Annotated in this window: 15 protein-coding genes and 1 tRNA gene; 7 read left to right on the forward strand and 9 right to left on the reverse strand. The window is 61.4% G+C overall.

The window, feature by feature from the left end:
- The 6 genes from lptB to F3J08_RS01505 all read right to left on the reverse strand — a co-directional run bounded on the left by lptB (window position 1) and on the right by F3J08_RS01505 (window position 4,509).
- Entirely contained in the window at window positions 1-777 is a 777-nt protein-coding gene (gene lptB / locus F3J08_RS01480; protein WP_023978504.1) for an LPS export ABC transporter ATP-binding protein, read from the reverse strand.
- A complete protein-coding gene (locus F3J08_RS01485; RefSeq protein ID WP_166928313.1) occupies window positions 777-1,766 on the reverse strand; it encodes an LptA/OstA family protein in 990 nt (329 codons plus the stop codon). Before F3J08_RS01485 ends, lptB begins: the two co-directional genes overlap by 1 nt.
- Window positions 1,766-2,548, reverse strand: a complete 783-nt coding sequence (gene lptC, locus F3J08_RS01490; RefSeq protein ID WP_166928141.1) for an LPS export ABC transporter periplasmic protein LptC — start codon at window positions 2,546-2,548, stop codon at window positions 1,766-1,768. The genes F3J08_RS01485 and lptC overlap by 1 nt, the downstream gene beginning before the upstream one ends.
- Complete coding sequence (locus F3J08_RS01495; protein WP_122039875.1) at window positions 2,545-3,579, reverse strand: SIS domain-containing protein; 1,035 nt, start codon at window positions 3,577-3,579, stop codon at window positions 2,545-2,547. Before F3J08_RS01495 ends, lptC begins: the two co-directional genes overlap by 4 nt.
- 126 nt (window positions 3,580-3,705) lie before the next feature.
- On the reverse strand, window positions 3,706-4,353 hold the full coding sequence (locus F3J08_RS01500) for a ribonuclease D (protein WP_023978500.1): 648 nt from the start codon (window positions 4,351-4,353) through the stop codon (window positions 3,706-3,708).
- Window positions 4,354-4,422: 69 nt separating this feature from the next.
- A tRNA-Leu gene (locus F3J08_RS01505) sits at window positions 4,423-4,509 on the reverse strand.
- 111 nt (window positions 4,510-4,620) lie between these two features.
- Between F3J08_RS01505 and F3J08_RS01510 the strand changes: the two genes are divergently transcribed.
- The 7 genes from F3J08_RS01510 (at window position 4,621) to F3J08_RS01540 (ending at window position 21,341) form a co-directional block, all read left to right on the forward strand.
- Window positions 4,621-5,556: a complex I NDUFA9 subunit family protein gene (locus tag F3J08_RS01510; protein ID WP_166928142.1), complete on the forward strand. Its 936-nt coding sequence runs from the start codon at window positions 4,621-4,623 to the stop codon at window positions 5,554-5,556.
- A 178-nt stretch (window positions 5,557-5,734) separates the two neighbouring features.
- On the forward strand, window positions 5,735-7,195 hold the full coding sequence (locus tag F3J08_RS01515; protein ID WP_166928143.1) for an NAD(P)-dependent oxidoreductase: 1,461 nt from the start codon (window positions 5,735-5,737) through the stop codon (window positions 7,193-7,195).
- A 5-nt stretch (window positions 7,196-7,200) separates the two neighbouring features.
- On the forward strand, window positions 7,201-11,721 hold the full coding sequence (gene gltB, locus F3J08_RS01520) for a glutamate synthase large subunit (RefSeq protein WP_166928144.1): 4,521 nt from the start codon (window positions 7,201-7,203) through the stop codon (window positions 11,719-11,721).
- Between the two features lie 171 nt (window positions 11,722-11,892).
- Window positions 11,893-13,179, forward strand: coding sequence for a sugar MFS transporter (locus F3J08_RS01525; RefSeq protein ID WP_166928145.1), 1,287 nt, complete (start codon window positions 11,893-11,895; stop codon window positions 13,177-13,179).
- Window positions 13,176-14,105 (forward strand): Gfo/Idh/MocA family protein, encoded by a 930-nt coding sequence (locus F3J08_RS01530; RefSeq protein WP_166928146.1) that lies wholly within the window; start codon window positions 13,176-13,178, stop codon window positions 14,103-14,105. Before F3J08_RS01525 ends, F3J08_RS01530 begins: the two co-directional genes overlap by 4 nt.
- A gap of 160 nt (window positions 14,106-14,265) precedes the next feature.
- Window positions 14,266-19,317: an alpha-2-macroglobulin gene (locus F3J08_RS01535; RefSeq protein WP_166928147.1), complete on the forward strand. Its 5,052-nt coding sequence runs from the start codon at window positions 14,266-14,268 to the stop codon at window positions 19,315-19,317.
- Complete coding sequence (locus F3J08_RS01540) at window positions 19,314-21,341, forward strand: transglycosylase domain-containing protein (RefSeq protein WP_166928148.1); 2,028 nt, start codon at window positions 19,314-19,316, stop codon at window positions 21,339-21,341. Before F3J08_RS01535 ends, F3J08_RS01540 begins: the two co-directional genes overlap by 4 nt.
- Window positions 21,342-21,411: 70 nt before the next feature.
- On the opposite strand, the gene F3J08_RS01545 is transcribed toward F3J08_RS01540, so the two are convergent.
- From F3J08_RS01545 to F3J08_RS01555, 3 genes are read right to left on the reverse strand one after another with little or no spacing between them, the layout of a single operon-like run.
- Window positions 21,412-22,857, reverse strand: coding sequence for an efflux transporter outer membrane subunit (locus F3J08_RS01545; RefSeq protein ID WP_166928149.1), 1,446 nt, complete (start codon window positions 22,855-22,857; stop codon window positions 21,412-21,414).
- A complete protein-coding gene (locus F3J08_RS01550; protein WP_166928150.1) occupies window positions 22,854-24,053 on the reverse strand; it encodes an HlyD family secretion protein in 1,200 nt (399 codons plus the stop codon). Before F3J08_RS01550 ends, F3J08_RS01545 begins: the two co-directional genes overlap by 4 nt.
- Window positions 24,050-25,516, reverse strand: coding sequence for a hypothetical protein (locus F3J08_RS01555; RefSeq protein ID WP_166928151.1), 1,467 nt, complete (start codon window positions 25,514-25,516; stop codon window positions 24,050-24,052). The genes F3J08_RS01550 and F3J08_RS01555 overlap by 4 nt, the downstream gene beginning before the upstream one ends.
- Window positions 25,517-25,853: the final 337 nt, after the last annotated feature.

Below are 25,853 nucleotides of genomic sequence, written 5' to 3' on the forward strand. Positions count from 1 at the left end.
TCAGAGGGAGAAATTTTCTCCCAGATAGACGCGTCGTACGTCCTCATTGGCCACGATCTCCTCGGGGATGCCTTCCATCAGCACCTGACCCGAATGCATGATATAGGCCCGGTCGATGACCTCAAGGGTTTCGCGAACGTTATGATCGGTAATCAGCACACCAATGCCACGGTCCTTGAGGTGGGACACCAGATCGCGGATTTCGCCCACCGCAATCGGGTCGATACCGGCCAGAGGTTCATCAAGCAGAATGTAGTTGGGCTGGCTGGCGAGGGCGCGGGCAATTTCAAGACGGCGTCGTTCGCCGCCTGACAGGGCCAGAGAGGGCGAATGACGCAGATGCGAGATACCGAACTCGGCCAGCAGCCCATCCAGCATGGTCTGGCGGCGGTCGTAATCGGGCTCGACCACTTCCAGCGCCGCAAGAATGTTCTGCTCGACATTGAGGCCGCGGAAAATGCTGGCTTCCTGCGGGAGATAGCCGATACCGAGCCGCGCACGACGATACATAGGCAGCTGGGTGATATCGGCGCCATCGAGGGTGATGGTTCCTGTGTCAGGCTGAACCAGACCCACGATCATATAGAAGCTTGTCGTCTTGCCAGCACCATTCGGCCCCAGCAGACCCACGGCCTCGCCACGCTGCACCTGGATCGAGACGTTTCGGACCACCTGACGCTTCTTGTAGCTTTTGCCGATGCCGTGCGCGATCAGCCCTGTCTGCACGGTGGGGTCATCGTGGATCTGCTGCAGGATGACGGTCTCGTTGTCGCTCATCAATGCGCGTCTCCGGGCTTGCTGCTGCCAGCTTCGTTGGGGATGACCAGACCTTCGATACGCTGGCCGGGTGCGGGGTTCATGATGGCAACGCCCGTCTTCATGTTCACGATGGCCGAAGCGCCGTTATTCTGGTTCTGGCCGCTCGTCACGTGCACATGCCCGATAAGCCGCGCCATCTGCGTGTCGAACACATACACGCCCCTGTCGCCTGTCGCGGTTTCATTGGGGGTGCGCAGCATGACATGGCCCCAGGCATAGGCGCGATCGAGCTTCGAGCTGCGAGCGTTGCCATCGCCACCCGGTGCGGGCGCAGGGGCAGGTGTCGTGCCCGCGGGAGGCGTGGAATCCGGCTTGCTGAACGCCACCAGCACATCAGCCTTGATGCGCTTGCCGTCATTGGTGGTTACGGTGGCATCGCCACGACCGACCGACATACGGGTCTGGCTGTGATATTCCATCACGTCGCGCGCGGTCATGACATCCTGAGGCGTGGTCAGCTTGAGTGCCTTGCCTGTCATGACAAGCACGCCCTGATCGATGTCGTAAAGCGCCTTGTCGCCCCAGGCTTGATCGGTGCTGGTATAGATATGAACGTGCCCGATGGCCTCCATGCGATAGAGCTCCATCGATCCGCCCATGGCGCCATCATCGCCAGGCTTTTTCTCGCCGTCCTGCTGTGCTGAATCGTCCTGCGGCTTGGGGGCGTTGGGATCGGGCGCCTTCTTGCGCAGAAAACCGATGAGCTGATCCGCATCAATCGTCACGTCGCCACGAACAGCGCGCGCCTGATCGACGAAAGTGACCGTCTGGGCATCGTGATCATAGGTTTGCGGACCAGCGGAGCTGATATTGACCTGCTCACCATGCGACATGTCGAGCGCCTGGGCATGGGCCTGCGGGCAAAGGAGGGCCTCAAGCGAGACGCCGGTAAGGGGAAGGCCCATCAGGAGTGAACCCAGGGTCATGGCGGGGATAAGGCGGCGCATCATGGGGCCTTCTGGGTGGATAAGGTGCGGGCAGGTGAGGTGAGCGAGGGCATGGCATCCTGACGGTCATCATTGCGTATGACACGCTGCGGCCCCACGAATTGCAGAAGATTGGCGTGCTGGTCGATAAAATAGCCCTGGGCGTCGAGTATGCCAAATGGCCCCTCGGCATGGACCCAGTCATTCGACGCGATTACGCTGCGGTGAAGGTCGATATCCGCGGTCAGGCCGTTCAGCAGCGTCCCGTCGTCCCTGTAAAGCACGACATGGTCGGTCAGATTGAGCGTTTGCTCATGCTGCATGTAAACGCCCTTGTCCGCCTTGATTTCGGCCCAGCCACCACCTGCCATATGCGTATCAGCCACCGGATCGACCAGATCGACACGATCGGGGCCGTTCTGGTGGGCGACGCGCGCCGTGATCATATAGGGGCGGTTATGGGCATCAAGGCCGCGATAGATAGCCCCTTCGAGATTGCCGCTCTCGACCCGCATCTGCGCCATTTCCTGCATGACGGCGCGGTTGGCGCTGAGCCAGCGCGCAATTTCCGGCCAGACAGCGATCGAGCCGAGAAGAACAGCGGCCGTGAGCGGAAGCGCCCATTTTGCCGTGTCGAGCAGGCGGCGGCGCGAGGCGAGGTCCGACGATGTCGGGATATTGCGCTGGCGGGACTGCCCCTGTTCACGCATGGCCTCGCGCAGGGCGGCAAGCTTTGCCGCATCGCGTGCAAAATCCTCGCGTTGCGGCGGCTTGCGGTTCTGCTGGTCGGTTGTCTCCGTCATGCGATGCCTGTGCGGAGCAGATCGTGAAGATGAATGATGCCCACCGGTCGCTGAGCCTCATCGAGCACAAACAGACTGTTGATGGCCTTGCGCCCTGCGGTCATCAAATGAATAACCTCCTGGGCCAGAACATCGCCGTGAGTGGTGATCGGCGCACGGTTCATGATTTCGCCTGCGGTGGTGCTATCGAGATTGCGCATGAGTGCGGGGCGCAAATCGCCGTCACTGATGAGGCCAATCAGAATGCCGTCAGCATCGACGATGCCAATACATCCGAACGCCTTGCGTGTCATCTCAATGATGACGACCGAAAGTGGCATGTCGGCTGTGCCCAGGGGCATGGCGGCGCCTTCGTGCATCAGCCTGCGCACGGGTCTGAGCAGCGCACCGAGAGAGCCTCCGGGGTGGAAGGCGCTGAAATCATTGGCGGTGAAGCCGCGGCGTTCCAGCAGGGCGACCGCAAGGGCATCCCCCAGCGCAAGCTGCATGATGGTACTTGTTGTTGGCGCCAGGCCCATCGGGCAGGCTTCCTTGCTGCGCGGCAGGCACAGGACAACGCTGCTGGAGCGCGCAAGTGTAGAAGCTGGCGATGACGTCATGCCGATGATGGTGATGGCATGGCGCGCGGCATGTTCGAGAAGTGCCGCAAGCTCCGCTGTCTCGCCGGACTGCGAGAGCAGCAGCATGACATCGCGCGCCTCGATCATCCCGAGGTCACCATGAGCTGCCTCTGCGGGGTGGACAAATATGGCTGAGGTGCCGGTCGAGGCGAGCGTTGCCTGGATTTTTCGGCCGATATGGCCGGATTTGCCGATACCGGAGACGACAACGCGCCCTTCAGCGGCGGCGATGCAGGCAACGGCCTCGGTGAAGCTGTTGCCCATGATCTCAGGCACGGCGATAGCAGATTGCAACGCGGTCAGCCCTGCGGCTTCCGCGGCAAGGGTGGCCTGGGCGCTGTCGAGTGCCGCACGCCGGGTACTATCGGAATCGGCAATCAAAGCGGAGCTGGAACGTGAAAGCTCGGTCATGCGTCCTCTTCCCGCTTTGCTGGCCTCAGGTCAATTACCCTGCCATCCCAAGCAAGGCGTTTCTATGACACGCCTTGCAAATTCCGCACTGACCGGAGCGGGAAAGGAGGGCAAGTACGGCGAGGCTCAGGCGCGATGCGAGAAGATATCGGGCTCTTCATAGCCGAGGATATCGAGCTGCCCACGTGCCGGCAGGAAGTCGTAGCAGGCCTGGGCGAGCTCGCGCCGACCTTCGCGGATAAGCAGGGCCTCAAGCTTGGCCCAGAGCGCATGCAGATGAAGCACATCCGAAGCGGCATAGCTCAGTTGCTCGGGGGAGAGCACTTCAGAACCCCAGTCAGACGTCTGCTGCTGCTTGGCCAGATCGACACCCAGCAATTCGCGGCACAGATGTGCCAGACCATGACGATCGGTAAAGGTGCGCACAAGACGGGCTGCAATCTTGGTGCAGATCACGGGCGCGACCTTGATGCCGAGGGCGTGCTGAAGCAGTGCCACGTCGAAGCGGGCAAAATGCATGAGCTTTGTCACGCTTTCATCGGCCATGAGCGCCTTGAGATTCGGGCAGTCCTCATAGCGACCACCCAGCGATTTCGGACGGATCTGCACCAGATGGGCTTCGCCATCACCGGCAGAAAGCTGCACGAGGCACAGACGGTCGCGATGCGGGTTGAGGCCCATGGCTTCGGTATCGACGGCGACGACCGGACCCAGATCGAAATCGTCGGGGAGATCACCATCGTAAAGATGGATCGAAGCGCTTGGTGCGGCCATGTCTGGGAAACCCTGGGGCTAGAAAAAACGGAAGCCGACGATTTCTCGTCGGCTTTTCCGTTTTTCGTATGGTGCCCAGAAGAAGACTCGAACTTCCACGTCCTTGCGGACACAGGTACCTGAAACCTGCGCGTCTACCAATTCCGCCATCTGGGCTCAGAGGCTGTCCGGGGCGCCGTTTTTTTCGGCATCCCGTTCGGTGAGGTGGCGTTTACCGGTGGATGTGGGGGGCGTCAACACCCCCCGTTGAAAAAAGAGGATTTTTTTATGGAAAACCCGGTCATCACCTTATTCGGCGGCAATGGCTTCATCGGGCGCTCACTCGTGCGCCAGCTTGTCGGGAAGGGGCATCATGTCCGCGTGGCCTCACGTGCGCCGCACAAGGCGGGCTCTCTCGTCGCCGAATCACCGCCCGGAACGGTCTTGCCTGTTTATGCCTCGGTGACGGATCGTGCGTCGGTGCGTGCAGCCCTGCAGGGTGCCGGGGCGGCCATCAATCTGGTCTCGATTCTGACAGAGAAGGGCGGGGCGACTTTTCAGCGCATGAACGCCGAGGCACCGGAACGCGTGGCTGAAGAGGCGCGTGCTGCTGGTGTGGAGCGATTCGTTCAGGTTTCGGCCATCGGTGCTGCGCCTGATTCGCCTTCGCGCTACGGGCGTAGCAAGGCGGAGGGCGAGCGCAGGGTCAAAGCCACCTTCCCCGAGGCGACAATCCTGCGCCCAAGTGTTGTGTTCGGTCCGCAGGACAGCTTCCTGCGTATGTTTGGCCTCATGGCAAAAGTCCTGCCTGTCCTGCCTGTCTACTTTCCCGAGACCCGCCTTCAGCCCGTCTATGTCGAGGATGTTGCGAAGGCTGCCGCTCTCGCCCTGACGGAAAGCGGTCTGGGCGGAAGGCTGTTCGAGCTTGGCGGTCCCGATCGTCTCACCATGGCTGAGATCATGGCCTTCGTGGCGCAGTCCGTGGGGCGCACACCCCGACTGCTGACGGTGCCGGAGCGTGTTGCCCAGATACAGGCCAGTGTGATGGAGGCTTTGCCGGGCAAGCTGCTGACGCGGGATCAGCTTGAGATGCTTTCGCAGGACAATATCGTGTCATCCGGGGCTGAGACCCTCGAAACCCTCGGAGTCGTTCCCCGGAGCGTGTATGATGTGGCGCCGGAATATTTGAGCCAAATCAGCGTGTTGAGAATGGTTCGCAAATAAAAGGTCCGTTTCGGACCTAATAATGCGAGATTTGTGTATGTTTGCGCCATAAATCGTCAATATGACCGGCGATAGGTAAGCATTGATTACTTATACGGTTCGTCAGCTTGTCTTACCTGTCCGTCATGTTTTTTGAGCGGGGCGTCATGCGTCCGCTTGCCCTTGGGGAGAACGTGTCGTGGCCGAACGTATGCTGCAATTTGTGTCATTGCCGCAGGAGATGCCTGAGAAGCGTGACGCTGCGGAACGCCGTGAGGATTTCGGAGAAATCTATCGCGCCTTCGCAGTCGATCACGCCGAGCGTCAGGCCAGCCGCTGCTCGCAATGCGGCGTACCTTTCTGTTCGGTCCATTGCCCCCTGGGCAACAACATTCCCGACTGGCTGAAGCTGACGGCCGAGAACCGTCTGGAAGAAGCCTATCGTCTTTCTTCGGCGACAAACACCTTTCCTGAAATCTGCGGGCGCATCTGCCCGCAGGATCGTCTGTGCGAGGGCAATTGCGTCATTCAGAAGGATTTCGAGGCGGTTACGATCGGTGCCGTCGAGAAGTTCATTACTGAAACGGCTTTCGAGCAGGGCTGGGTCAAACCACGCCTGCCGTCTCGCGAGCGTTCACAGAGCATCGGCGTGGTCGGCGCCGGTCCGGCCGGGCTTGCTGCGGCAGAATGCCTGCGCGCCCTCGGCTATCAGGTTCATGTCTATGACCGCCATGATCGCGTCGGCGGGCTGATGGTCTATGGCATCCCGAGCTTCAAGCTGGAAAAGCACGTGCTGGCCCGTCGTCATGAGTTGCTTGAGGCACAGGGCATTGTCTTTCATCTCTCCACCCCCATCGGAGAAGGTGAGGGCGGCCTTTCTTTCGAGGCGCTTCGTGAGAAACACGATGCGGTCTTTCTGGGAACGGGCGTCTATCGTTCACGTGAGGTTGCCGTGCCGGGCAGCGGACTGGGCGGTGTGGTTCAGGCGCTCGATTTCCTCACGGCGTCCAACCGTCGTGGTTATCATGAGACGCCGGGTGATGATGCCGTGCTGCACGCCAGGGGCAAGCATGTGGTTGTGATCGGTGGTGGCGATACGGCCATGGATTGCGTGCGCACCTCCATCCGTCAGGGTGCTGAAAAGGTGACCTGCCTGTACCGTCGCGACCGCGCCAATATGCCCGGCTCGGTGCAGGAAGTGAAAAACGCCGAGGAAGAAGGCGTGAACTTCGCCTGGCTTGCGGCTCCCGAGGCATTCCTTGGCGATGGTACCGTCAGCGGCGTGCGCGCCCACAGGATGCGGCTGAGCCTGCCCGATGCGTCAGGCCGCCAGTCGGTCGAGGCTGTGCCTGAAAGCAGCTTTGTGATCGAGGCCGATCTGGTGATCAAGGCGCTTGGGTTCGACCCCGAGGATCTGCCGGGCGACTGGAAGGCGCCGGAGCTGGCCGTGACCAAATGGGGCACGCTCAAGGTCACACCGGGACGTTTCGAGACAAGCGTGCCGGGCGTTTTCGCAGGCGGCGATATCGTGCGCGGAGCCTCGCTTGTGGTCTGGGCCATTCGGGACGGACGCGAGGCAGCAGCCGAAATGCACCAATTTCTCTCTGGCACAGAGAGCATGACATCAGACCATGCCGCACAGGCAGTGGCGGCGGAGTAAGGGCCATGACCGAGAAGAGCTTCATCCAGTCCTATCAGGACAATGTCCGCGCCCTCGAAGGCCTTTATGACCCGACCATGGAGCGTGATGCCTGCGGCGTCGGGCTTGTAGCGGCGCTGGACGGCAAGCGCCGTCGTGACGTGGTTCTGGCTGGCATCGCGGCGCTCAAGGCGCTCTGGCATCGTGGTGCGGTCGATGCCGATGGCAAGACCGGCGATGGTGCGGGCATCCATGTCGAGATCCCGCAGGATTTCTTTGCCGAGGCGATTCACAGCGCCGGTGACGACCATATCGAGGGTCGTATTGCCGTCGGCATGATCTTCCTGCCCAAGACCGATCTGGCCGCGCAGGAAGCAGGGCGCGCGATCATCGAGAGCGAGATCCTCGATTTCGGCTATGGCATCTATGGCTGGCGTCAGGTGCCGATCGACACGGCCTGCATCGGTGAGAAGGCCAATGCGACACGTCCCGAGATCGAGCAGATCATGGTGCGTAACCGCCTGAACCGCTCGGAAGCCGAGTTCGAGCGTGATCTTTACGTGATCCGCCGTCGTATCGAGAAGGCTGCAGCCGCCGCTCAGGTCGATCTCTATGTGTGTTCGCTGTCATGTCGTTCGCTCATCTACAAGGGCATGTTCCTTGCCGAGAACCTGACGGATTTCTATCCCGATCTTCTTGATGAGCGTTTCGTCTCGCGCTTTGCGATCTACCACCAGCGGTACTCGACCAATACCTTCCCGACCTGGAAGCTGGCTCAGCCTTTCCGCCGTCTGGCGCATAACGGTGAGATCAACACGCTTTCGGGCAATGTGAACTGGATGCGCAGCCACGAGACCCGTCTCGCGAATGCCGAACTCGACCCCTATATGAGCGATCTCAAGCCGGTCGTTCAGGCGGCGGGCTCAGATACCGCCATGTTCGACAACGTGTTCGAGCTGCTCACCCATGCCGGGCGCGATGCCCCCATGGCCAAGACGCTGATGGTGCCTGCCAGTGCCGGTGGCAATGCCGCCATGACTGACAAGCATCGTGCGCTGTTCTCCTACTGCAATGCCGTGATGGAGCCGTGGGACGGCCCTGCCGCCATCTGTGCGACCGATGGGCGCTGGGTCGTTGCCGGTCTTGACCGCGCTGGTCTACGCCCGCTGCGCTACACCATCACGCAGGACGATCTGCTGATCGTGGGTTCCGAAGCCGGTATGGTGCGCGTGCAGGACGCCAATACGCGCATGAAGGGGCGCCTCGGGCCGGGCGAGACGCTGGGTCTCGACCTGCAGGAAGCCAAGCTCTACGCGCCGCAGGAACTGCTTGATCTTCTGGCCGAGCGTCAGGACTTCACCGCCTGGACGAAGCATATTCGCAATATCAGCTCCGTTGTGCGGGGCGATGTCGCCGAGCCGGTCCTGTTCAGCGCCGATCAGCTGCGCCGACGCCAGCTGGCCATGAGCCTGACGCATGAGGAAATGGAGACCATTCTCCATCCCATGGTCGAAACCTCGGCAGAAGCCATTGGCTCGATGGGTGACGACACACCGCTTCAGGTTCTGTCGAGCACCTATCGCGGGTTGGCCCATTACTTCCGTCAGGGCTTCAGTCAGGTCACCAATCCGCCCATCGATTCCCTGCGCGAAATGAACGTGATGAGCCTCGTCACGCGCCTTGGTAATCTGGGCAATATCCTCGACCAGTCGCCCGAGCAGTGCGACCTGCTGCAATTGCCAAGCCCTGTGCTCACCACGGGTGAGTTCGAGGCGCTGCGCAATTTCTGTGGCAAGGATGGCGCGACGGTCGATTGTACCTTCCGCGCTGCCGATGGCGAGGCCGGACTGCGCGACGCCATTGCACGCATCCGTCACGAGGCCGAGGATTATGTGCGCGGTGGCTGCACCCATCTCTTCCTCTCCGATGAGGGACAGAACGAGGAACGCGTCGCGATCCCGATGATCCTCGCAACCGCTGCCGTACATATCCACCTCGTACGTCAGTCTCTGCGTACCTTCACCTCGCTCAATGTCCGTTCCTCCGATGTGATGGACGTGCATGGCATGGCGGTGACGGTGGGTGTTGGGGCAACCACGGTGAACCCCTATCTGGCTCAGGAATGTATCGCCGACCGCTTGCAGCGCGGCCTGTTTGGCGATCTCACCCTGCGCGAGGCAGTGGAGCGTTATCGCAAGGCGCTCGACAAGGGTCTGCTCAAGATCATGTCGAAATCCGGCATTTCCATCGTTTCAGCCTATCGCGGTGGCTATAATTTCGAGGCCATTGGCCTGTCGCGCGCGCTTGTGGCCGAATTCTTCCCCGGCATGCCGTCGCGCATCTCGGGCATTGGGTTGCCCGGTCTGGCCCGCAATGCGCTCAAGGCGCATGAAACGGCCTATGCGGGCGGTGTGGACGCCCTGCCGATTGGCGGTCTGTACAAGCTGCGTCGCAAGGGCGAGGTCCATGCCTTCAGCGGCCAGCTCATCCACATGCTTCAGACAGCCGTCTCGACCGACAGCTTCTCGCTGTTCAAGCGTTATGCCGATGCCGTGCGTCGCCAGCCGCCGACCGCTCTGCGTGATCTGCTCGATTTCCGCCGTGTGCGCGAACCCATCCCTGTGGAAGATGTCGAGAGCATCACCTCCATCCGCCGTCGTCTCGTGGCTCCGGGTATCTCGCTCGGCGCACTGAGCCCGGAAGCGCATGAGACGCTCGCAATCGCCATGAACCGTATCGGTGCGAAGTCGGATTCAGGCGAGGGTGGTGAGGATGCTTCGCGCTTCACGCCGCGCGAGAATGGCGACAATGCCAGCTCGAAAATCAAGCAGGTTGCCTCGGGGCGCTTTGGCGTTACCGCGGAATATCTGAATAATTGCAGCGAGATCGAGATCAAGGTCGCCCAGGGGGCCAAGCCGGGTGAGGGCGGGCAGCTACCCGGTTTCAAGGTGACGGAACTCATTGGCAAGCTGCGCCATGCCACGCCTGGCGTGACGCTCATTTCGCCGCCACCGCATCATGACATCTACTCCATCGAGGATCTGGCTCAGCTCATCTACGACCTGAAGCAGATCAACCCGGAGGCGACTGTTACGGTCAAGCTCGTGGCCCGCACAGGCATTGGCACGATTGCTGCGGGTGTGGCCAAGGCGAAGGCGGATGCGATCATGATCTCGGGCCATTGCGGTGGCACGGGGGCGAGCCCACAATCCTCCATCAAATATGCGGGTCTCCCCTGGGAAATGGGGCTGACCGAAGCCAATCAGGTGCTGACACTCAACCGTCTGCGCCATCGCGTGACCCTGCGTACCGATGGCGGTCTCAAGACCGGGCGTGATGTGGTGATGGCCGCCATGCTGGGTGCCGAGGAATTCGGCATCGGGACAGCAGCCCTCGTGGCCATGGGCTGCATCATGGTGCGCCAGTGCCATTCCAATACCTGCCCGGTGGGCGTGTGCGTTCAGGACGAGGCGCTGCGCGCCAAGTTCGAGGGCACACCCGAGAAGGTGATCAACCTCTTCTCCTTCATCGCCGAGGACGTACGCAACATTCTGGCCGAGCTTGGCTTCAAGAGCGTCGAGGAAATCATCGGCCGTACCGATCTGCTGCGTCAGGTCTCGCGCGGCGCCGATTATCTGGACGATCTGGATCTGAACTCGCTGCTGGTTCAGGCCGATCCGGGGCCGGATGCACGTTATTGCACCCGTGAAGGGCGCAATGAGGTGCCGGAGACGCTCGATGCGCAGGTCATCGCCGATGCGACGCCGCTTTTCGATCATCGCGAGAAGCTGCATCTGCACTACACGGTGCAGAACACGCATCGCGCCATCGGCACGCGCGTTTCGTCGCTGATCACCCGCAAATTCGGCATGAAGACCCTGCCTGAAGGGCATCTGACCCTGCGCCTGCGTGGCTCGGCCGGTCAGTCGCTGGGTGCTTTCGCAGTGCAGGGCCTCAAGCTCGATGTCGTGGGCGATGCGAACGACTACGTTGGCAAGGGCCTGTCGGGTGGCACCATCGTCGTTCGTCCGTCCCCCACCGCACCGTGGCGGTCGGAAGACAACGCGATCATTGGTAATACCGTGCTTTACGGTGCCACTGCCGGGTCGCTTTTCGCGGCGGGACAGGCAGGCGAGCGCTTCGCTGTGCGTAACTCGGGTGCAACAGCCGTGGTCGAGGGCTGTGGTTCGAATGGCTGTGAGTACATGACTGGCGGTACGGTCGTGATCCTCGGCCATATCGGCGATAATTTCGGTGCCGGTTTTACGGGCGGCATGGCCTTCGTTCTCGACAAGGAAGAGATGTTCGAGCGCCGTGTGAACCCGGATACGCTTCTCTGGGCGCGTATCGAGCCCGGCAGCGTATGGGAAGAGAACCTCCGTTCGCTCGTGCAGCGCCATGCCGATGAAACCGGCAGCGCCTATGCAGCCGAGCTTCTGCATCGTTGGGATCGGGTACTGTCGCAGTTCTGGCAGGTGGTTCCGCGCGATTGCGCCCGCATCATCGGCTACGAACTGCCGGGCAAGCAGGAAGCGCTTTCCGCCTGAGCGGACAGGGCATTACGGGCGCGCTTCAGGCGATGCCCGTAATGCCCATTCATAGCCAAACAGGCATATATTGCCTCTGAATATCTATTTTATTACCGAAAAGTCATTCGGTAGGGTCTAGCCCTCTCCCTCGGTCAGTAGATCGCAGGGTCTCTTCTTCGAGGGTTATTCATGCCGTCTCAAGTCTCGACTTCAAAGGGCGCGGCGTCATCGGTCGCCGCTCTGGCCCTGTTATCGAGCGTCTTTTTCATGTGGGGTTTTGCGACTGTCCTCAACGACATTCTCGTTCCCCACCTGAAGGCTGCTTTCTCGCTCGACTACACCGCCTCCCTTCTGGTGCAGTTCTGCTTCTATCTTGGCTATCTGGTCATATCCCTGCCTGCCTCGCGTCTTGTTTCGGCCCTGGGCTACAAGAATGCGGTCATTCTCGGGCTTGTCGGCATGGCAGCGTCCTGCCTGCTTTTCATCCCTGCCAGCGCGTTTTTCTCCTACGGGTTTTTTCTGGTCGCGCTGTTTCTGCTGGCTGCGGCCATCACGCTGCTTCAGGTTGCAGCCAATCCGTATGTGGTGGTGATTGGTGATGAGGCCTCGGCTTCGAGCCGCCTGACAATGGTTCAGGCGTTCAATTCGCTCGGCACGACGCTTGCGCCGCTGTTTGGCGGCATCCTGATCTTCGGGCGCAGCCATGAGAACTCGACAGGCGGCCAGCTTGCCGAGACGGCGGGTCAACACATCCAGGATGCCCAGATGGTGCAATTGCCGTACGGGCTGATCGCACTCGTGCTGCTGGCCATGGCGCTGGTTGTCTGGCGGTTCCCATTGCCGTCCATCGATGCGGGCAGCCGCAAGGTGGCAGCCGCCGGGACGCAGCATAGCGTGTGGCGTCATCGCAATCTGTTCTGGGGTGTGCCCGCCATATTCCTCTACATGATCTGCGAGATCGGCATTGGCAGCACACTGGTGAATTTCATCTCACAAAAACAGATTGGCGATATGAGCCATGCCCAGGCAGCGCATTACGTGGCCTTTTTCTGGGGTGGGGCCATGGTGGGGCGCTTTGTCGGTGCGGCACTCATGCGGCGTGTCAGCCCACATCTGATGCTGGGTCTCGCCAGCCTTGCCGGGGCCATGCTCATTCTGGTGGTTGTCTCGTCGAGTGGCGGGCTGGCCATGTGGGCGCTGCTTCTGACCGGGCTGTGTCACTCCATCATGTTCCCCACGATCTTCTCGCTCGGTGTTGCGGAACTCGGCCCGCAGACAGAGCAGGGGGCAGGGTGGCTCATCATGGCGATTGCCGGTGGGGCAGCGGCGATTTTCCAGGGCGTGCTGGCAGACCATATCGGTCTATCCCTGTCCTATCTCCTGCCCTTTGTCTGTTACCTCTACCTTCTTTTCTATGCGAGCTGGGGGTCCGTGCCGCGCCGCCATGCGTCGGTAACCCGGGAGACAATATCATGATCAGGATTGCCGTTATCGGCGTCGGGCAGATCGCGCGTCAGCAGCATCTTCCCGCCCTTGCTGCGAGTGCGGCCTATCATCTGGCGGCGGCGGTATCACCCGTGCCGGTCACGATGGAGGTGCCGGTATTTGCATCCATAGAGGCCTTGATCGAAAGTCATCTCGACATCGATGCCGTCGCTATCTGCACGCCGCCTTCCATGCGTTATGATCTCGCCATGCAGGCGCTTGAGGCGGGGTGGCATGTGCTGCTCGAAAAGCCGCCGACCCTGACGCGCAGCCAGGCGCAGGCGCTGCTGGCCGAAGCGCGTCAGCGTGGACTTACTCTGTTTGCAGCATGGCATTCGGTTCATGCGGCGGCGGTGCCGAATGTTGCAGCTTTGCTCAAAGAGAATGACCCGGTCAGGGTGGAGATCAGTTGGAAGGAAAATGCCGATAAATGGCATCCTGGCGCTGATTGGCTGTGGCGTCCGGGCGCGCTGGGGGTTTTCGATGCAGGGATCAATGCCCTGTCCATTCTCTGTGCCGTCAGCCCCGAGGCACTCGTCTTCGAGCAGGCCTCACTCGATTTCTTTGCGCAGCAGCAGGCACCGGCGCGGGCCCGGCTGGCGCTTGTCGGTGCGCGGACCCGCTGCCCCATATCGGCCAGTTTCGACTGGCGGCATGAGCGGGAAAACGAGATATGGGAAATTATCTGGACCATGCCGGATGGGGCGCAGCTTCTCATGTCGGAAGGGGGCGCGAGGCTCTCTCTGGGAGGAAAGGTGATGCCCCTCGCCGAAAGTCGCGAATATGACGGGGTGTATGACAGCTTTGCGGCGCTGATCACGGCACAGGACTGCGCCCTCGATCTGAGACCGCTGGATATCGTGACCGAGTCACTGGCCTATGGGACACGTCATCACCAGTCCGATAATTTTCAATAAATATGTAATACAATTTGTCAGATTTGCGGATCATCTACGTTTTCTAGCCTGCAGCGCCTGACATTCGGTGGATCTCAGGTAATGCAGGCACTGGATACTTGCCTTTCCTTCCTGCCGGGTCCATCAAAATTCCCTCAGGTCAGACAAAGAGGCGTGGTCCATGACGCGGAAATTCCCCGGTATCCCTGTAAGGGTCGCAGTGCTTTGCGCGCCGCTTCTCGGTTCGGTGCTCATCAGCGTTCTGGCCTCGGGGGCCGCGTTTGCCGCGCCTATGCAGTTTCAGCGCAGTCTGCTCAATACCGGGGGTAAAAGCCCGGAGTTCTGTCTGCGCTTTGCTGCGCCGCTCGATAGCCAGGCAGGCCCCCATTATGCCGATCATGTGCAGATCACGCCCAGCCTGAGGCCTGAAATCTCGCTGCGCAACCGCGATCTATGCCTTGGTGGTCTGGCCTGGGCCACCCGATATAATGTTACACTCACCAGCGGCATGCATGATGCGCGCGGCAACGTGCTGGCTGATCCGGTGGTGGTCAGCATGGCGACGGGTGACCGGACACCAAGCCTCAGTCTTGCTGGTGAGGGCTTTATCCTGCCCCGTCACAGCGTGGCCGGCCTTGATGTGCAAACCGTCAATATCGAGCGTGTGCGCGTGAGCGTATGGCGGTTGTCGCCTGCTGCGACCCAGAACATGACCAGCGATGAGAGTTATCCTCGCGTCGATACGGGCGTCACCTCGCTCGAAGGCTATGAATTCAACAATCTGCGCGAAAAGCGTCTGAGCCAGATCTGGACCGGGACGATGGATACGCCGGGCACGCGCAATGCCACGACCGTTACGGCCTTTCCGATTGCGCGTGTGATTGCGGGCAAGAAGCCAGGGCTTTACCTCGTTACGGCTGAAACCGCGCGCACGCCCAAGAGCGATAGCCGTATCGCTGCGCCTCACACCCCGCCGCGTACCAATGACAGCTATGATGAGAGTGAGAGCCTCCCTATTGCCGCTCACTGGGTGAATGTGAGCGACATGGCGCTCACCATCATGCGTGGCGCGGACGGGCTGCATGTCTTTGCCAGAGCGCTCTCGACGGCTCTGCCCATGAAGGGTGTCTCGATACGGCTCGTGTCTCAGGGGGGGGATGACCTTGGTCAGGCCCTCAGCGACGCAACGGGCGGCGTTGCGTTTCCCGTTGGGCTGATCAAGGGCAAGGGGGCGGATCAACCGGTCTCGCTCATCGCCATGAGCCCGACGGGCGATTATGCCACGTCCTCCCTCACTCAGGCGTGGTTCGATTTTTCCGACCGCGGGGCTGAAGGGCACAAGGCACCGGGGCCGCAACAGGCAGTGATCGCGACTGATCGCGGCATCTACCGTCCCGGCGAGACCATCAATACGACCCTGATCCTGCGCGATGCTCAGGGCCGTGCGCTGCCGGATCTGCCGCTTGACCTCGTCCTGCGTCGACCCGATGGCGTGAAGGCGCAGACCCTTCACCTAACCCCACAAGCCTCTGGCGGCCTTGTAACCAGCCTTGCCCTTTCGGCCGCAGCGGCAGCGGGAAACTGGACACTTGAGGCCTATGTCGATCCCACGTCACCGCCCGTGGGACGCGCCTCGGTTCTGGTGCAGGATTTCGTCCCCCAGACCATCGCGGTCGATGCCACCCCGGCCAGCCCTTTCATTACCGAGGGGCAGAAGCTCGGCATCGCGGTTGAAGGGCGCTATCTCTATGGTGCCCCGGCTGCGCATCTGAGGGGAGAGGGCGTCTTGCGTGTCATGCGTGATGAGGCGCCCGTCGCAGAGGCGAAAGGCTTTGTGTTCGGGTTGCGGACCCAAAATTTCAGCCCTGACCAGCAGAGCCTTGCAGTACCCGACACGGATGATTCAGGCCACGCTGCACTGAGCGTCCTGCCCGAAATCCCCAATGGGCTCACGCTGCCGCTCAAGGCAGAAATCCGCCTCAGTCTGTTCGATCCTGCCGGGTGCAGTGTCAGCAAGATCCTGACGCTGCCCATTCGTCGCAACAGGCCGTTGATCGGTGTGCGTGTCACCCCACCCGCAAGCGGGGGGGAACTGGAGACCCGCTCGGTCCCCGTTGATGTCATCGCGCTTAGTCCCGACAGCAAGGCATTGGCCAATCACGCCCTCAAATGGACCGTCGTGCGTGAAAACGAGACCTATGACTGGATCAGGAACAGCCAGGGTTGGCACTTCATTCGTCATGTCATTGATGAGCCGCTCCAGAATGGCACGCTGACAACAGATGCCTCGGGGCGGGCGCATTTTGCGACCGAACTGGATGGCGGGCGCTATCGCGTCATTCTGAGTGACCCGCAAAGCAACGCCGCGAGTTCATCCCGCTTCGCTACGGGCTGGTGGTCGGATTCCACCGAAAAGCCCAACGCGCCTGATCGCCTGAGCCTGACCGTGCGCGACAAGATCCTGCCGGTGGGTGGTGAAACCATTGTGCATGTGCAGGCGCCTTTTGCGGGCGAAGCACAGATCGTGATTGCGACAGACAAGGTCGAGAGCACGAAAACGGTGACCCTGCCCAAGGGCGGACTTGATATCCCGGTGAAAGCGGAAGCGGGCTGGCCCGGTGGCGCCTATGTGCTCGTTACAGCCTATCGACCGCTCGATACGCCTGCGCGTCCGCATGAGCCGTCACGGGCGGTGGGGCTTGGCTATATCGGTCTGGACCAGTCGGCGCATCACCTCAAAATCGCACTCGAAGCACCGGCTGTGCTGAGGCCGCAGGGTCACGCAGTGCTTCCCCTGACCGTCACGGGGGGCAGGAAGGTTCATCTCGTGGTCTCGGCGGTGGACCAGGGTATTCTCGCCCTGACGCAGTGGAAACTGCCGGATGCGTTCGATCTGGTTTATGGGCGCCGCGCCTTGGCGCTCGATATACGCGACAGTTATGCGCATCTCATGACTCCGGTCGGACAGGGCGGCGAGATTCGCGAGGGTGGTGATGAGGGCGGCGATGGCGGGGGCGGCCTTTCTGTCACGTCCACCCGTATCGTCTCGCTGTTCTCGGGCATAATCACCACGGATGACGCGGGTCACGCTGCCATACCGCTGGATATTCCCGATTTCGAGGGCACGTTGCATCTGATGGTCACGGCCTGGTCGGACGATGCCCTGGGCACTGCGGAGTCCGACGTGCTCGTTCGTGATCCGGTCTTTGCCGATCTTACCCTGCCGCGTTTCCTGGCGCCGGGTGACGTGACCGACAGCCTGGTCTCGATCGTCAATACGGAAGGCGAGGCTGGACGTTATACGGCAACCCTGAGCGTCACAGGGCCGATCCGCATCACGGGGGCCGGGCATTTCGAAGCCAATCTTGCAAAGGGTGCACGCCAGTCGTTTCGTGCCGGTTTGCTGGCCGGTGACTCGGGCATCGCCCACATGACGATCAGGGTGCAGGACAAGTCCGGCCGGCCTGTGTTGACACGAGGCTGGGATCTTCAGGTCAGGCCGGGTCATCTGCCCTTCACCCGCTCGGTGGTCAAGCCGCAGGCACCCGGTGAAAGCTACGAGGCTTCGGCCGATCTGCTGGCACCGTTTGAGCCCGGAAGCTCGCAGGTGACGCTGGGCTATTCCGGGGTGCACGGGATTGACACGATCGGCCTGCTTCAGACGCTCGAGGCCGGATATGGCACTGACAGCGTATCGCTTGCAGCCTCGGCACGCGGGCTTCTGGCCTTCAAGGGGCATGATGAGCTGGCACGGCTGACCGTACCCGAAGGGGCAGATAAACGGATCAACAGTGCCATTGCCATGCTCGTCGATCGCGAGGATGCCGGTGGGCGTTTTGGCTCATGGCGACTGAATGATGGCCGCTTGTTCCCCTGGGAGCAGCTCTACGTGGTCGATTTTCTCGTCCATGCCAAAGAGGCTGGATACGGGGTGCCTGCGCCGGCGCTCGATCGTGCGCTGGACTGGCTGGAGACCTCCCAGGCCCAGAGTCCCGGGGATGCGAGCCGGGATGAACGCAATAGCGAAGGCGCGGTCACGCCTGAGACACGCGCTTACGCGCTCTATGTTCTCGCCCGGGCGGGAAGGCTGGATATCGGTGCCCTGCGTGCGCTGGGTGATCGTACGACGGCAAGGACAAGCAATGGCGTGTCGCGTATCTATTGGGGTGACACGGCAGCCAACGCGGCTTTCGCCGATGCGCTGGCGCTTGGACATCTCGCCGGTGGGCTCTCGCTGGGGAATGAGCGGAGCATGAGCAACACACTTTTCGGGATGGCGGTCGATGCCCTTGGCCCGGTCCGGTCGGGTCGTCCGGCGCCTTCCGACCCGTTCTACTGGATCTATCTGCGTGATCTGGGCGGTCTTGTGCCGCTGGCGGCAGAGAGTGGCAACAAGGGGCTTGCGCAGAAACTGACCGATCGCTTCGGCCAGCTCGATGTCTCGCTCTCGTCGCTGCCTGCCGAGACCACAACAGCAATGCTCGAAGCGGCCCGCGCCATGGAACGCCCCGACCCGGCGCGCGGGATTGCCGTCAACGGCAAGGAGATGCCCCGTCCCATCGCCATGCCTGTTGCCCTCGCGCCCGAGCCATCGGCACTGCAGGGTTATCGCCTGACCAATACCGGCACGACCCCGCTCTGGCTGACGGAAACCGTGACGGGCACCCCGCGAGAGGCACCGGACCCAGTCAGCGCGGGAATGACCCTTCGTGTGTCCATGCTGACCATGAGCGGCGATCCGTACGATCCTGGTCAGGGGCATCAGAATGACCGGTTCATCGTGCTGGTGCAGGGTGAGGCGCAGGACCGGAACGCGCATCATTGCCTTCTGACCGATCTGCTTCCGGCAGGCTGGGAAATCGAGAGCCTCGTGCAGGCACACGGGCATGGCATGGGTCGTGACCGGGACGGTGATGAGGGAACCGACGATGATGACGGGCGCGAGGCTTCGCAATCGGGTGGCTCCATGTTTGCCTCTCTGGGCGAACTCACCGTGCCGCATCATGTCGCGATCAGGGATGATCGTCTGACGGTCGCTTTCGATATCGCTGGCGGATCCTATCGCCCGAGCGATGCCGATCTGCTGGCTTCGAATGCCTTTCGTCTGGCCTATATCGTGCGCGCCGTGGCGCCGGGGCAGTTTCTGCGCCCCGAAACGATGGTGAAGGACCGTTTCAGCCCGTCAGTAATGGCGCGCAGTGCTTCGAGCCGGATTGTCATTGCCCCACGATGAACGAAGGGGGCGAGATACCGGCGGTTAGTCCGGCGCGCCGTCTGGCCCGGTCGGGCCGGATGGTCTGCGCCCTTCTGGGTTGTGTCACCCTGACGGTGGCGCTGCTCTGGGGGGCAGACAGACTTTTTCCGCCTGATATGTCGCGTGCCCGCGCCTTCGCCCTGTTGATGCAGGACAGGCGTGGCGAGGTAATGGACGGGAGGGTGAGCCGCGATGGCGCATGGCGTTTCGCCACACCGGCCGCATCGGTCGATCCGCATTATCGCGCCATGCTGCTCGCGATCGAGGACAGGCGTTTCTGGCTGCACCCGGGAATTGATCCCCTGTCGCTGTTACGGGCGGGTTATCAGCTCACCACCCGCGGCCATATCGTCTCGGGCGGCTCGACGCTAGCCATGCAGACGGCCCGGCTGCTCAGCCCGCATCGTCACAGCTGGCGCGGCAAGATTCAGGATATGGCGCGGGCGGTTCAGCTTGAATGGCGCTACGGGCATCGGGGTGTTCTGGATCTCTATCTGACACTCGCGCCGGAAAGCCGGAACATCGAGGGCATACGCGCGGCGTCGCTCCTCTGGTTCGGGCATGAGCCCCTGCATCTGAGCGATGAGGAGGCGGCCCTTCTGATCGTGATGGCGCGTCATCCGGAAGCCCTGCGCCCGGACCGTCATCCGCAGACGGCGCACAGGGCCGTTGCAGCCCTGCTTGAGGACCATCCATCCCTGCGCACCGCAGGGGGGGCGACGCCCTTCGCCCTGATACCCGCCGGAATTGCTCATGAGGCGCAGGGTGCGTTGACCTGGCAGTGGCGGCAGGGGACGCGCAACGTCTATCAGGCATCGCTCGACCGGCGTATCCAGAGCAATCTCGCGCGTATCCTGCGCCAGACACCCCCGCCGGAAGGGGGCACATGGGCTGTTCTGGTGGCGCAGCGCGACGGGGGTATCGCGGCATGGCAAGGCAATGCCGGCAATGCCTGCTCGGGCTGCGCTGCGGATATGATCACCTCGTGGCGCTCACCGGGGTCGACGCTCAAGCCTGCAATCTATGCGCTCGCCTTCCAACTCGGCTATCTGGCGCCCGATACCCTCATACAGGATCGCGCCACGCGCTTTGGCGGCTACGCGCCACGCAACTACGACCGCGTCTTTCATGGCACCACCACCATACGCAATGCCCTGCAACGGTCGTATAATCTGCCAGCCGTGAGGGCGCTCGACATGATTGGCGCGTCCTATTTTGCCGGAACGCTTGATGCCGCCGGCATAAGGCTGAAACTTCCTCCGGCGACACCGCCAAGTCTGGCCCTCGCACTGGGGGGTGTTGGCATTACGCCGCTCGATCTGGCGCGGCTCTACGCCATCTTTGCCAATCACGGCATGTCACGTCCGGTCGGGCTTGACTGGCCCGTCGCGCCTTCTGAGGGGATGAGAATGATCGGCGGTCATGCTGCCCATCAGATCATGTCCATCCTGCGCGGCACGCCGTTGCCTAAAGGACGCATCGACACCCAGGACCAGCGCGTGGCGTTCAAGACAGGCACTTCATACGGGCAGCGCGATGCCTGGGCCGTTGGGGTAAGGGGGGACTGGATTGTCGTGGTCTGGGGCGGACGGCCCGACGGTACCGCCGTGCCCGGCATTACCGGACTCGGTACCAGTGCGCCATTACTTATGAACGTTTTCGATATCCTGCCCCCTGAAGGGAATGAAGGCCCGGATGCTATGGCGCCCGCAGCCTCGTTGTCGCCCGCTCTGGTGAGGGCGCGTGACAATGCAGGGCCGCGTATCGTGCAGCCGGGCGACGGGGGCGTGGTGGAGTGCTTTGCCGAGGATGGTCAGGTCACCCCACTGGGATTGGTGGCCAGCGGGGGAACGGAGCCCTATCGCTGGCTCATCAATGGCGTGCCCCTCGACACACCGGTCGGGATCACGCCGTCATGGAAGCCCGACAGCCCCGGCTTTGTGCATATTGCCCTCGTGGATGCCACCGGTGCGGGCAGTGCGGTGGATATCAGGATCCGTTGAACGCTGGGCGGAGGAGCGGGCCCTCTTTTCTCACACTGCGCGTTTTTCGAGCGTTATGGCCTATCCAGGCTCAAGACCTGTCGTCATGGGTAGGCAGGGGGAGCACATCCTTTGGCGGCGTCCAGCCCCCGCCTGCTGCCTGATAGAGCGTGGCGATTTCGGCCAGTCTCGATGCCCTGACCTGTACAGTCTGAAGCTCGGCTGACAAGGCTGCGGTCTCGGCATTGGCGACATCGAAATAATTGACATACCCGGTCGCGAGCTCCTTGCGGGCATCCTCGAGGGTGTGTCGTCGTGCCTCAAGGCTGCGTTGCAGACTTTCTTCCTGCGCGGCCAGTCGGGTTACGCCAGTAAGGGCATCCTGCACCTCGCGAAATGCTTGTATAGCTGCCTTGCGATAACCCCATGCGGCCTGGTTGCGCTGCGATACCGCAATGCTTTCGCGGGCGCGCAGGGCGCCACCCTCGAAGATAGGGGCCAGCATACTGCCGCCCAGAGCCCAGACCGTCCCAGCGATGGGCGTATTGCCGCCTGCCGTACCGACCCCGGGATTGATGGTGATATCAGGCAGGAAGGCGGCGCGGGCAGAGCGGAGAGAGTGATCGGCTGCGACGATCTGATCTGCCGCCTCGATCAGATCAGGCCGGTTGGCAAGTAGCCGTGCCGGTACTGGGGCAAGGGCTGGTGGTAGCATGAGTGCCGCGAGGGGCTTGCCCTGTGTCATGGTTGCAATCTCGTCGCTGGGTATTTCACCCAGAAGCGCTGCGAGCGCGTCCTCCTGCTGCGTAATCTGCAGATGTGTCGACTCGATCTGGGATTGCGCGTCACTGACCAAAGCGCTCGCCTGGTCGAAACTGCTGATCTTCTCATAGCCGGTTGTGAGCTGATGTTTCACACGTGTCAGCTCATTCTGACGAACGATCAGCGTGCGTTGCAGTACATCCAGCGCCGTGCGAGACGCCTGGAGCGACACATAGGCGCGCACTGTGTCGCCAATGAGTGCCAGACGAACAGCTTCCCTGTTCGCCGCGCTGGCAAGGGTCTGGACCCGGGCGGCCCTGGTCTGTTCACGCAGCTTGCCGAACAGATCGAAATCAAAGGTCAGTCCGCCACCAAGGATATACTGGTTGAAATTCGAGCCAAACAGCCGTCCGTTGCCGACGCCGAGGGCCTGCCCATCGATATGGGGCAGTTGGGCGCTAAGAGCCAGGCGCATCTGCGCACGAGCCTGCATGACACGCTCGGCAGCCAGCGCAAGATCCGGATTGTTATCCAGCGCAGTCGCTACAAGTTTTGCAAGAACCGGGTCGCCAAACTGTTCCCACCATTGCGGGTCGAGCCCAACGCCAGTCTTTGCGCTGTCGCCTGCCCGCCATTGCGCCGGTGCGACGACGGTTGAGTGTTCGGGCAAGATGAAATCGCCTTCCTGACATCCTGTCATGCCGAGCGAAAAAAGGCAGAGGCCGGTCGAAAGCCCGGCAGAGAGGTATCGCGCAAAGCAAGAGGCGCCCCTCATGGTGTGTAGGCTCCGGACGCACTTTCTCGGGTCGCATTCTCTGCGGGCAATCCGGACGGCGTAGCGACGTAAGACTCAACGGACATCCCCGGCGCGAGGCGATCGGCGTTGGGCTGCTGCGGATCGATGGCGATATAGATGCCGATACGTTGAGGGATCTTCACGAAATTGCCTGTCGCATTATCTGGTTTGACGACTGCAAATTCCGAGCCTGTTGCCGGGGCGATACGGAAAACGCGTCCCGTAAATTTCTGTCCGTTCAGGCCATCCACGGTGAAAGAGGCCGCCTGACCGATGCGGATATTGCCGGTCTGCGCTTCCTTGTATTCAGCGACTACCCAGCGCTCACGGGGCACCAGAGAAAAAAGCGCCGTTCCTGCGCCCACATAGGCGCCAATATGCGTGCCGCCTGTTCGGCCAATCACACCGTCACTGGCTGCGCGTATATGGGTGCGACCGAGGTCGATGCGCGCTGAGTCAAGGGTTGCGGCCGCCTGACGAACCTGCGCGCTGAGAACTTCCTCCTGCACATCCGCCGCTTTCACATCGGCCTGTGCGGCGCGGATATCGGCCTGGGCCTGACGCAATGCCGCCTGGTCGGAACGCAGGGCATCGAGGCCGGAATCATATTCCACGCGTGACACGCTCTGATCGCTCACGAGGGCCGCCTGTCGCCGATGATCCGCCGTGCTGCGCATCAGGTGGGCCTGTGCCGTCATCAAGGCGGCCTGACGCTGGTCGAGCCGTGCCCGCGCCGAGGCCTGGTTCTGTCTGTTGTTGTCGAGCGACGCCTGCCTGCTTGCGAGATCGGCCTCGGATTGTGCCACGCGGGCCCGATAGGTGCTCTCATCAATCTGCACCAGAAGCTGTCCCTTATGCACCGGGGCGAAGTCGGTCACAAAAACCCCCTCGATATAACCCGGCACTTCAGGCGCCACGATGGTGACATGGCCCTGAACATAGGCATCATCCGTACTGACGCCGTCTGTCCCGAATGGTGCGAGGCCGAATGTTGCCAGAACGCAGGCGATCGCAATGAAGGCAAGCCCCCCTACGATACTCAGGACCTTGAGGTTGCGCCGGGGCGGATGCCAGATTGGTGCCTGATGCCCTGAAGCCGGCTGGTCTGGATGTGAAGCCCCTCTGGAAGGCGGGGGCGCATTCTGATCAGGGGGGGGGAGGGATGTATCGGTCATGAGGCGCGCTTGTTTGTTAATTGGATGAGTTGTCGTCCGACCAGGAAAAGGCAGATCAAAATGGCGGCGCAAAACGCCAGAGCAGCTACAAAGCCAAACAGATTCAGATACCCCATGATGGCGGACTGATCGGAAAGGGTTTGCGAAACACCCGAGAGACCCTGGCTGGATGTGGCCAGCGACAGGGACGCCGTGTCGGCAATGCGCGAGCTGAATCCGGTCGCGGCATAACGCTCGTAGTAATACTGGATACTGCCGAGCAGGGCTGCCCCGGTTACACTGCCAATGCTTTGGGTGATGGCGAACACATAGATGGTTGAGATGAAATGGCTCGTATCCGACTTGAGAACGAGAATGACACCGTAGAGCAGCGCCGGCCCGACAAAGAGTGTGGTGCCGAAGCCAAGCAGCATCTGGGAAAGGTACATCTCCTCAGGGCGAGTCAGGTCGTTGCTGCCGGAATCGAGCCATGCGGCGAGGGCAATCGCCAGTAGTGCGACGATGCACTGATAGGGGATGGCGCGAGCCGAGAGGGTCAGACCCATCACGGTCATGCCTGCCACCATGCCAAGGATCACGAACATATAGAGCGTGTGGTACTGGTCGTTCAGCAGCCCCGCATGGCCGAGCAATCCGATCGCCCCGGTGTTCTGCTCAGACAGCAGGAGGCGCTCCATGATCGCGACGAGCGCAAAACGCAAAATCGTCCCCGTGCTGAGCCAGTCGATCTGCAGCAGAGGGCGTTTTCGGCAAAGTTCCAACGCAAGGGCGGCGGCCCCGAAACCGATCGTGCCCACCAGCAACCAGCCAACCCATGGCGTGTCAGTCCACCACATGGTGCGGCCAAAGGTCAGAAACGACGCCAGACAGACCGACATACCGCACATCAGGAGGGCCGAAGCGCCGTCCATTTTCTCGAAAACGCGACCCATGTTGGTTTTGGGCAATGGCAGCAGAAGCACGAAGGAAAGTTGCAGGGCTGCGCATGCGGTGGCGAGGCAGGCGAATCCGTGATTGCCAGAACTGGTGAGCGTCTCGATGGGAATCATTGCCGCAAGCGGATTGGCAATCTGGAGTGATGTTATGGCGATGGCGATGGCCATGACCCGGTGCGATTTGGGAAGCGCCTGGATAAGGTAATACACCCCGCCCGCCACGCTCGTCGAAACCATCAGCCCGTTACTGACGCGGTTTATGATGAGCGTAGTGAAACTAGGCGCGACAATAAGCAGCAATCCGGTTGCCACGTTGATCCCGAGCAGGGTGATCAGAAAGAACATGATGCCAAATTGCTGACGGCCTTTGATAACCACCAGATTTGCAAAGGCAGCCGCGCCTACGAAAGCGGCAATCAGCCACTCCGCCTCGGCTGTCGTCAGGCCCGCCTCGCCAGCAGCATTGCCGAGATTGCCAGAGATAAGGGCATTCTGGGTTGAGGCGATGATGGGCATGAAAACACCCATGCAGGCATAGAGGATCCTTCGCCACATAGGATGGTGGGCGATGTAGGGGGCCCCGAGAAGGGGAGGGCGCTCAAGCCCGTCAGTCGACTGGGTATCGGTCAGAAGGTCACACCCCTCGGGCTTGTCCCCTTTGCGCAATAATACGGTGGTAACCACAAGCGTAAGGGCAGAGAAGCCGCAGAAAAAACTGACCGGCTGGAAAACTCCAATACTGAACTATGCATGGTAAGCGAAGTATATGGCAGAGCCTGATGGCGTGCACGCGTGAAAAATATGTGATGCGCGTTAATCACACGCAAGAGTTATTGAATGCCCTGGTAATTCCAGAGGGAGCAAA

It is taken from the genome of Asaia sp. As-1742 (assembly GCF_011753235.1).
Classification (GTDB): domain Bacteria; phylum Pseudomonadota; class Alphaproteobacteria; order Acetobacterales; family Acetobacteraceae; genus Asaia; species Asaia bogorensis_B.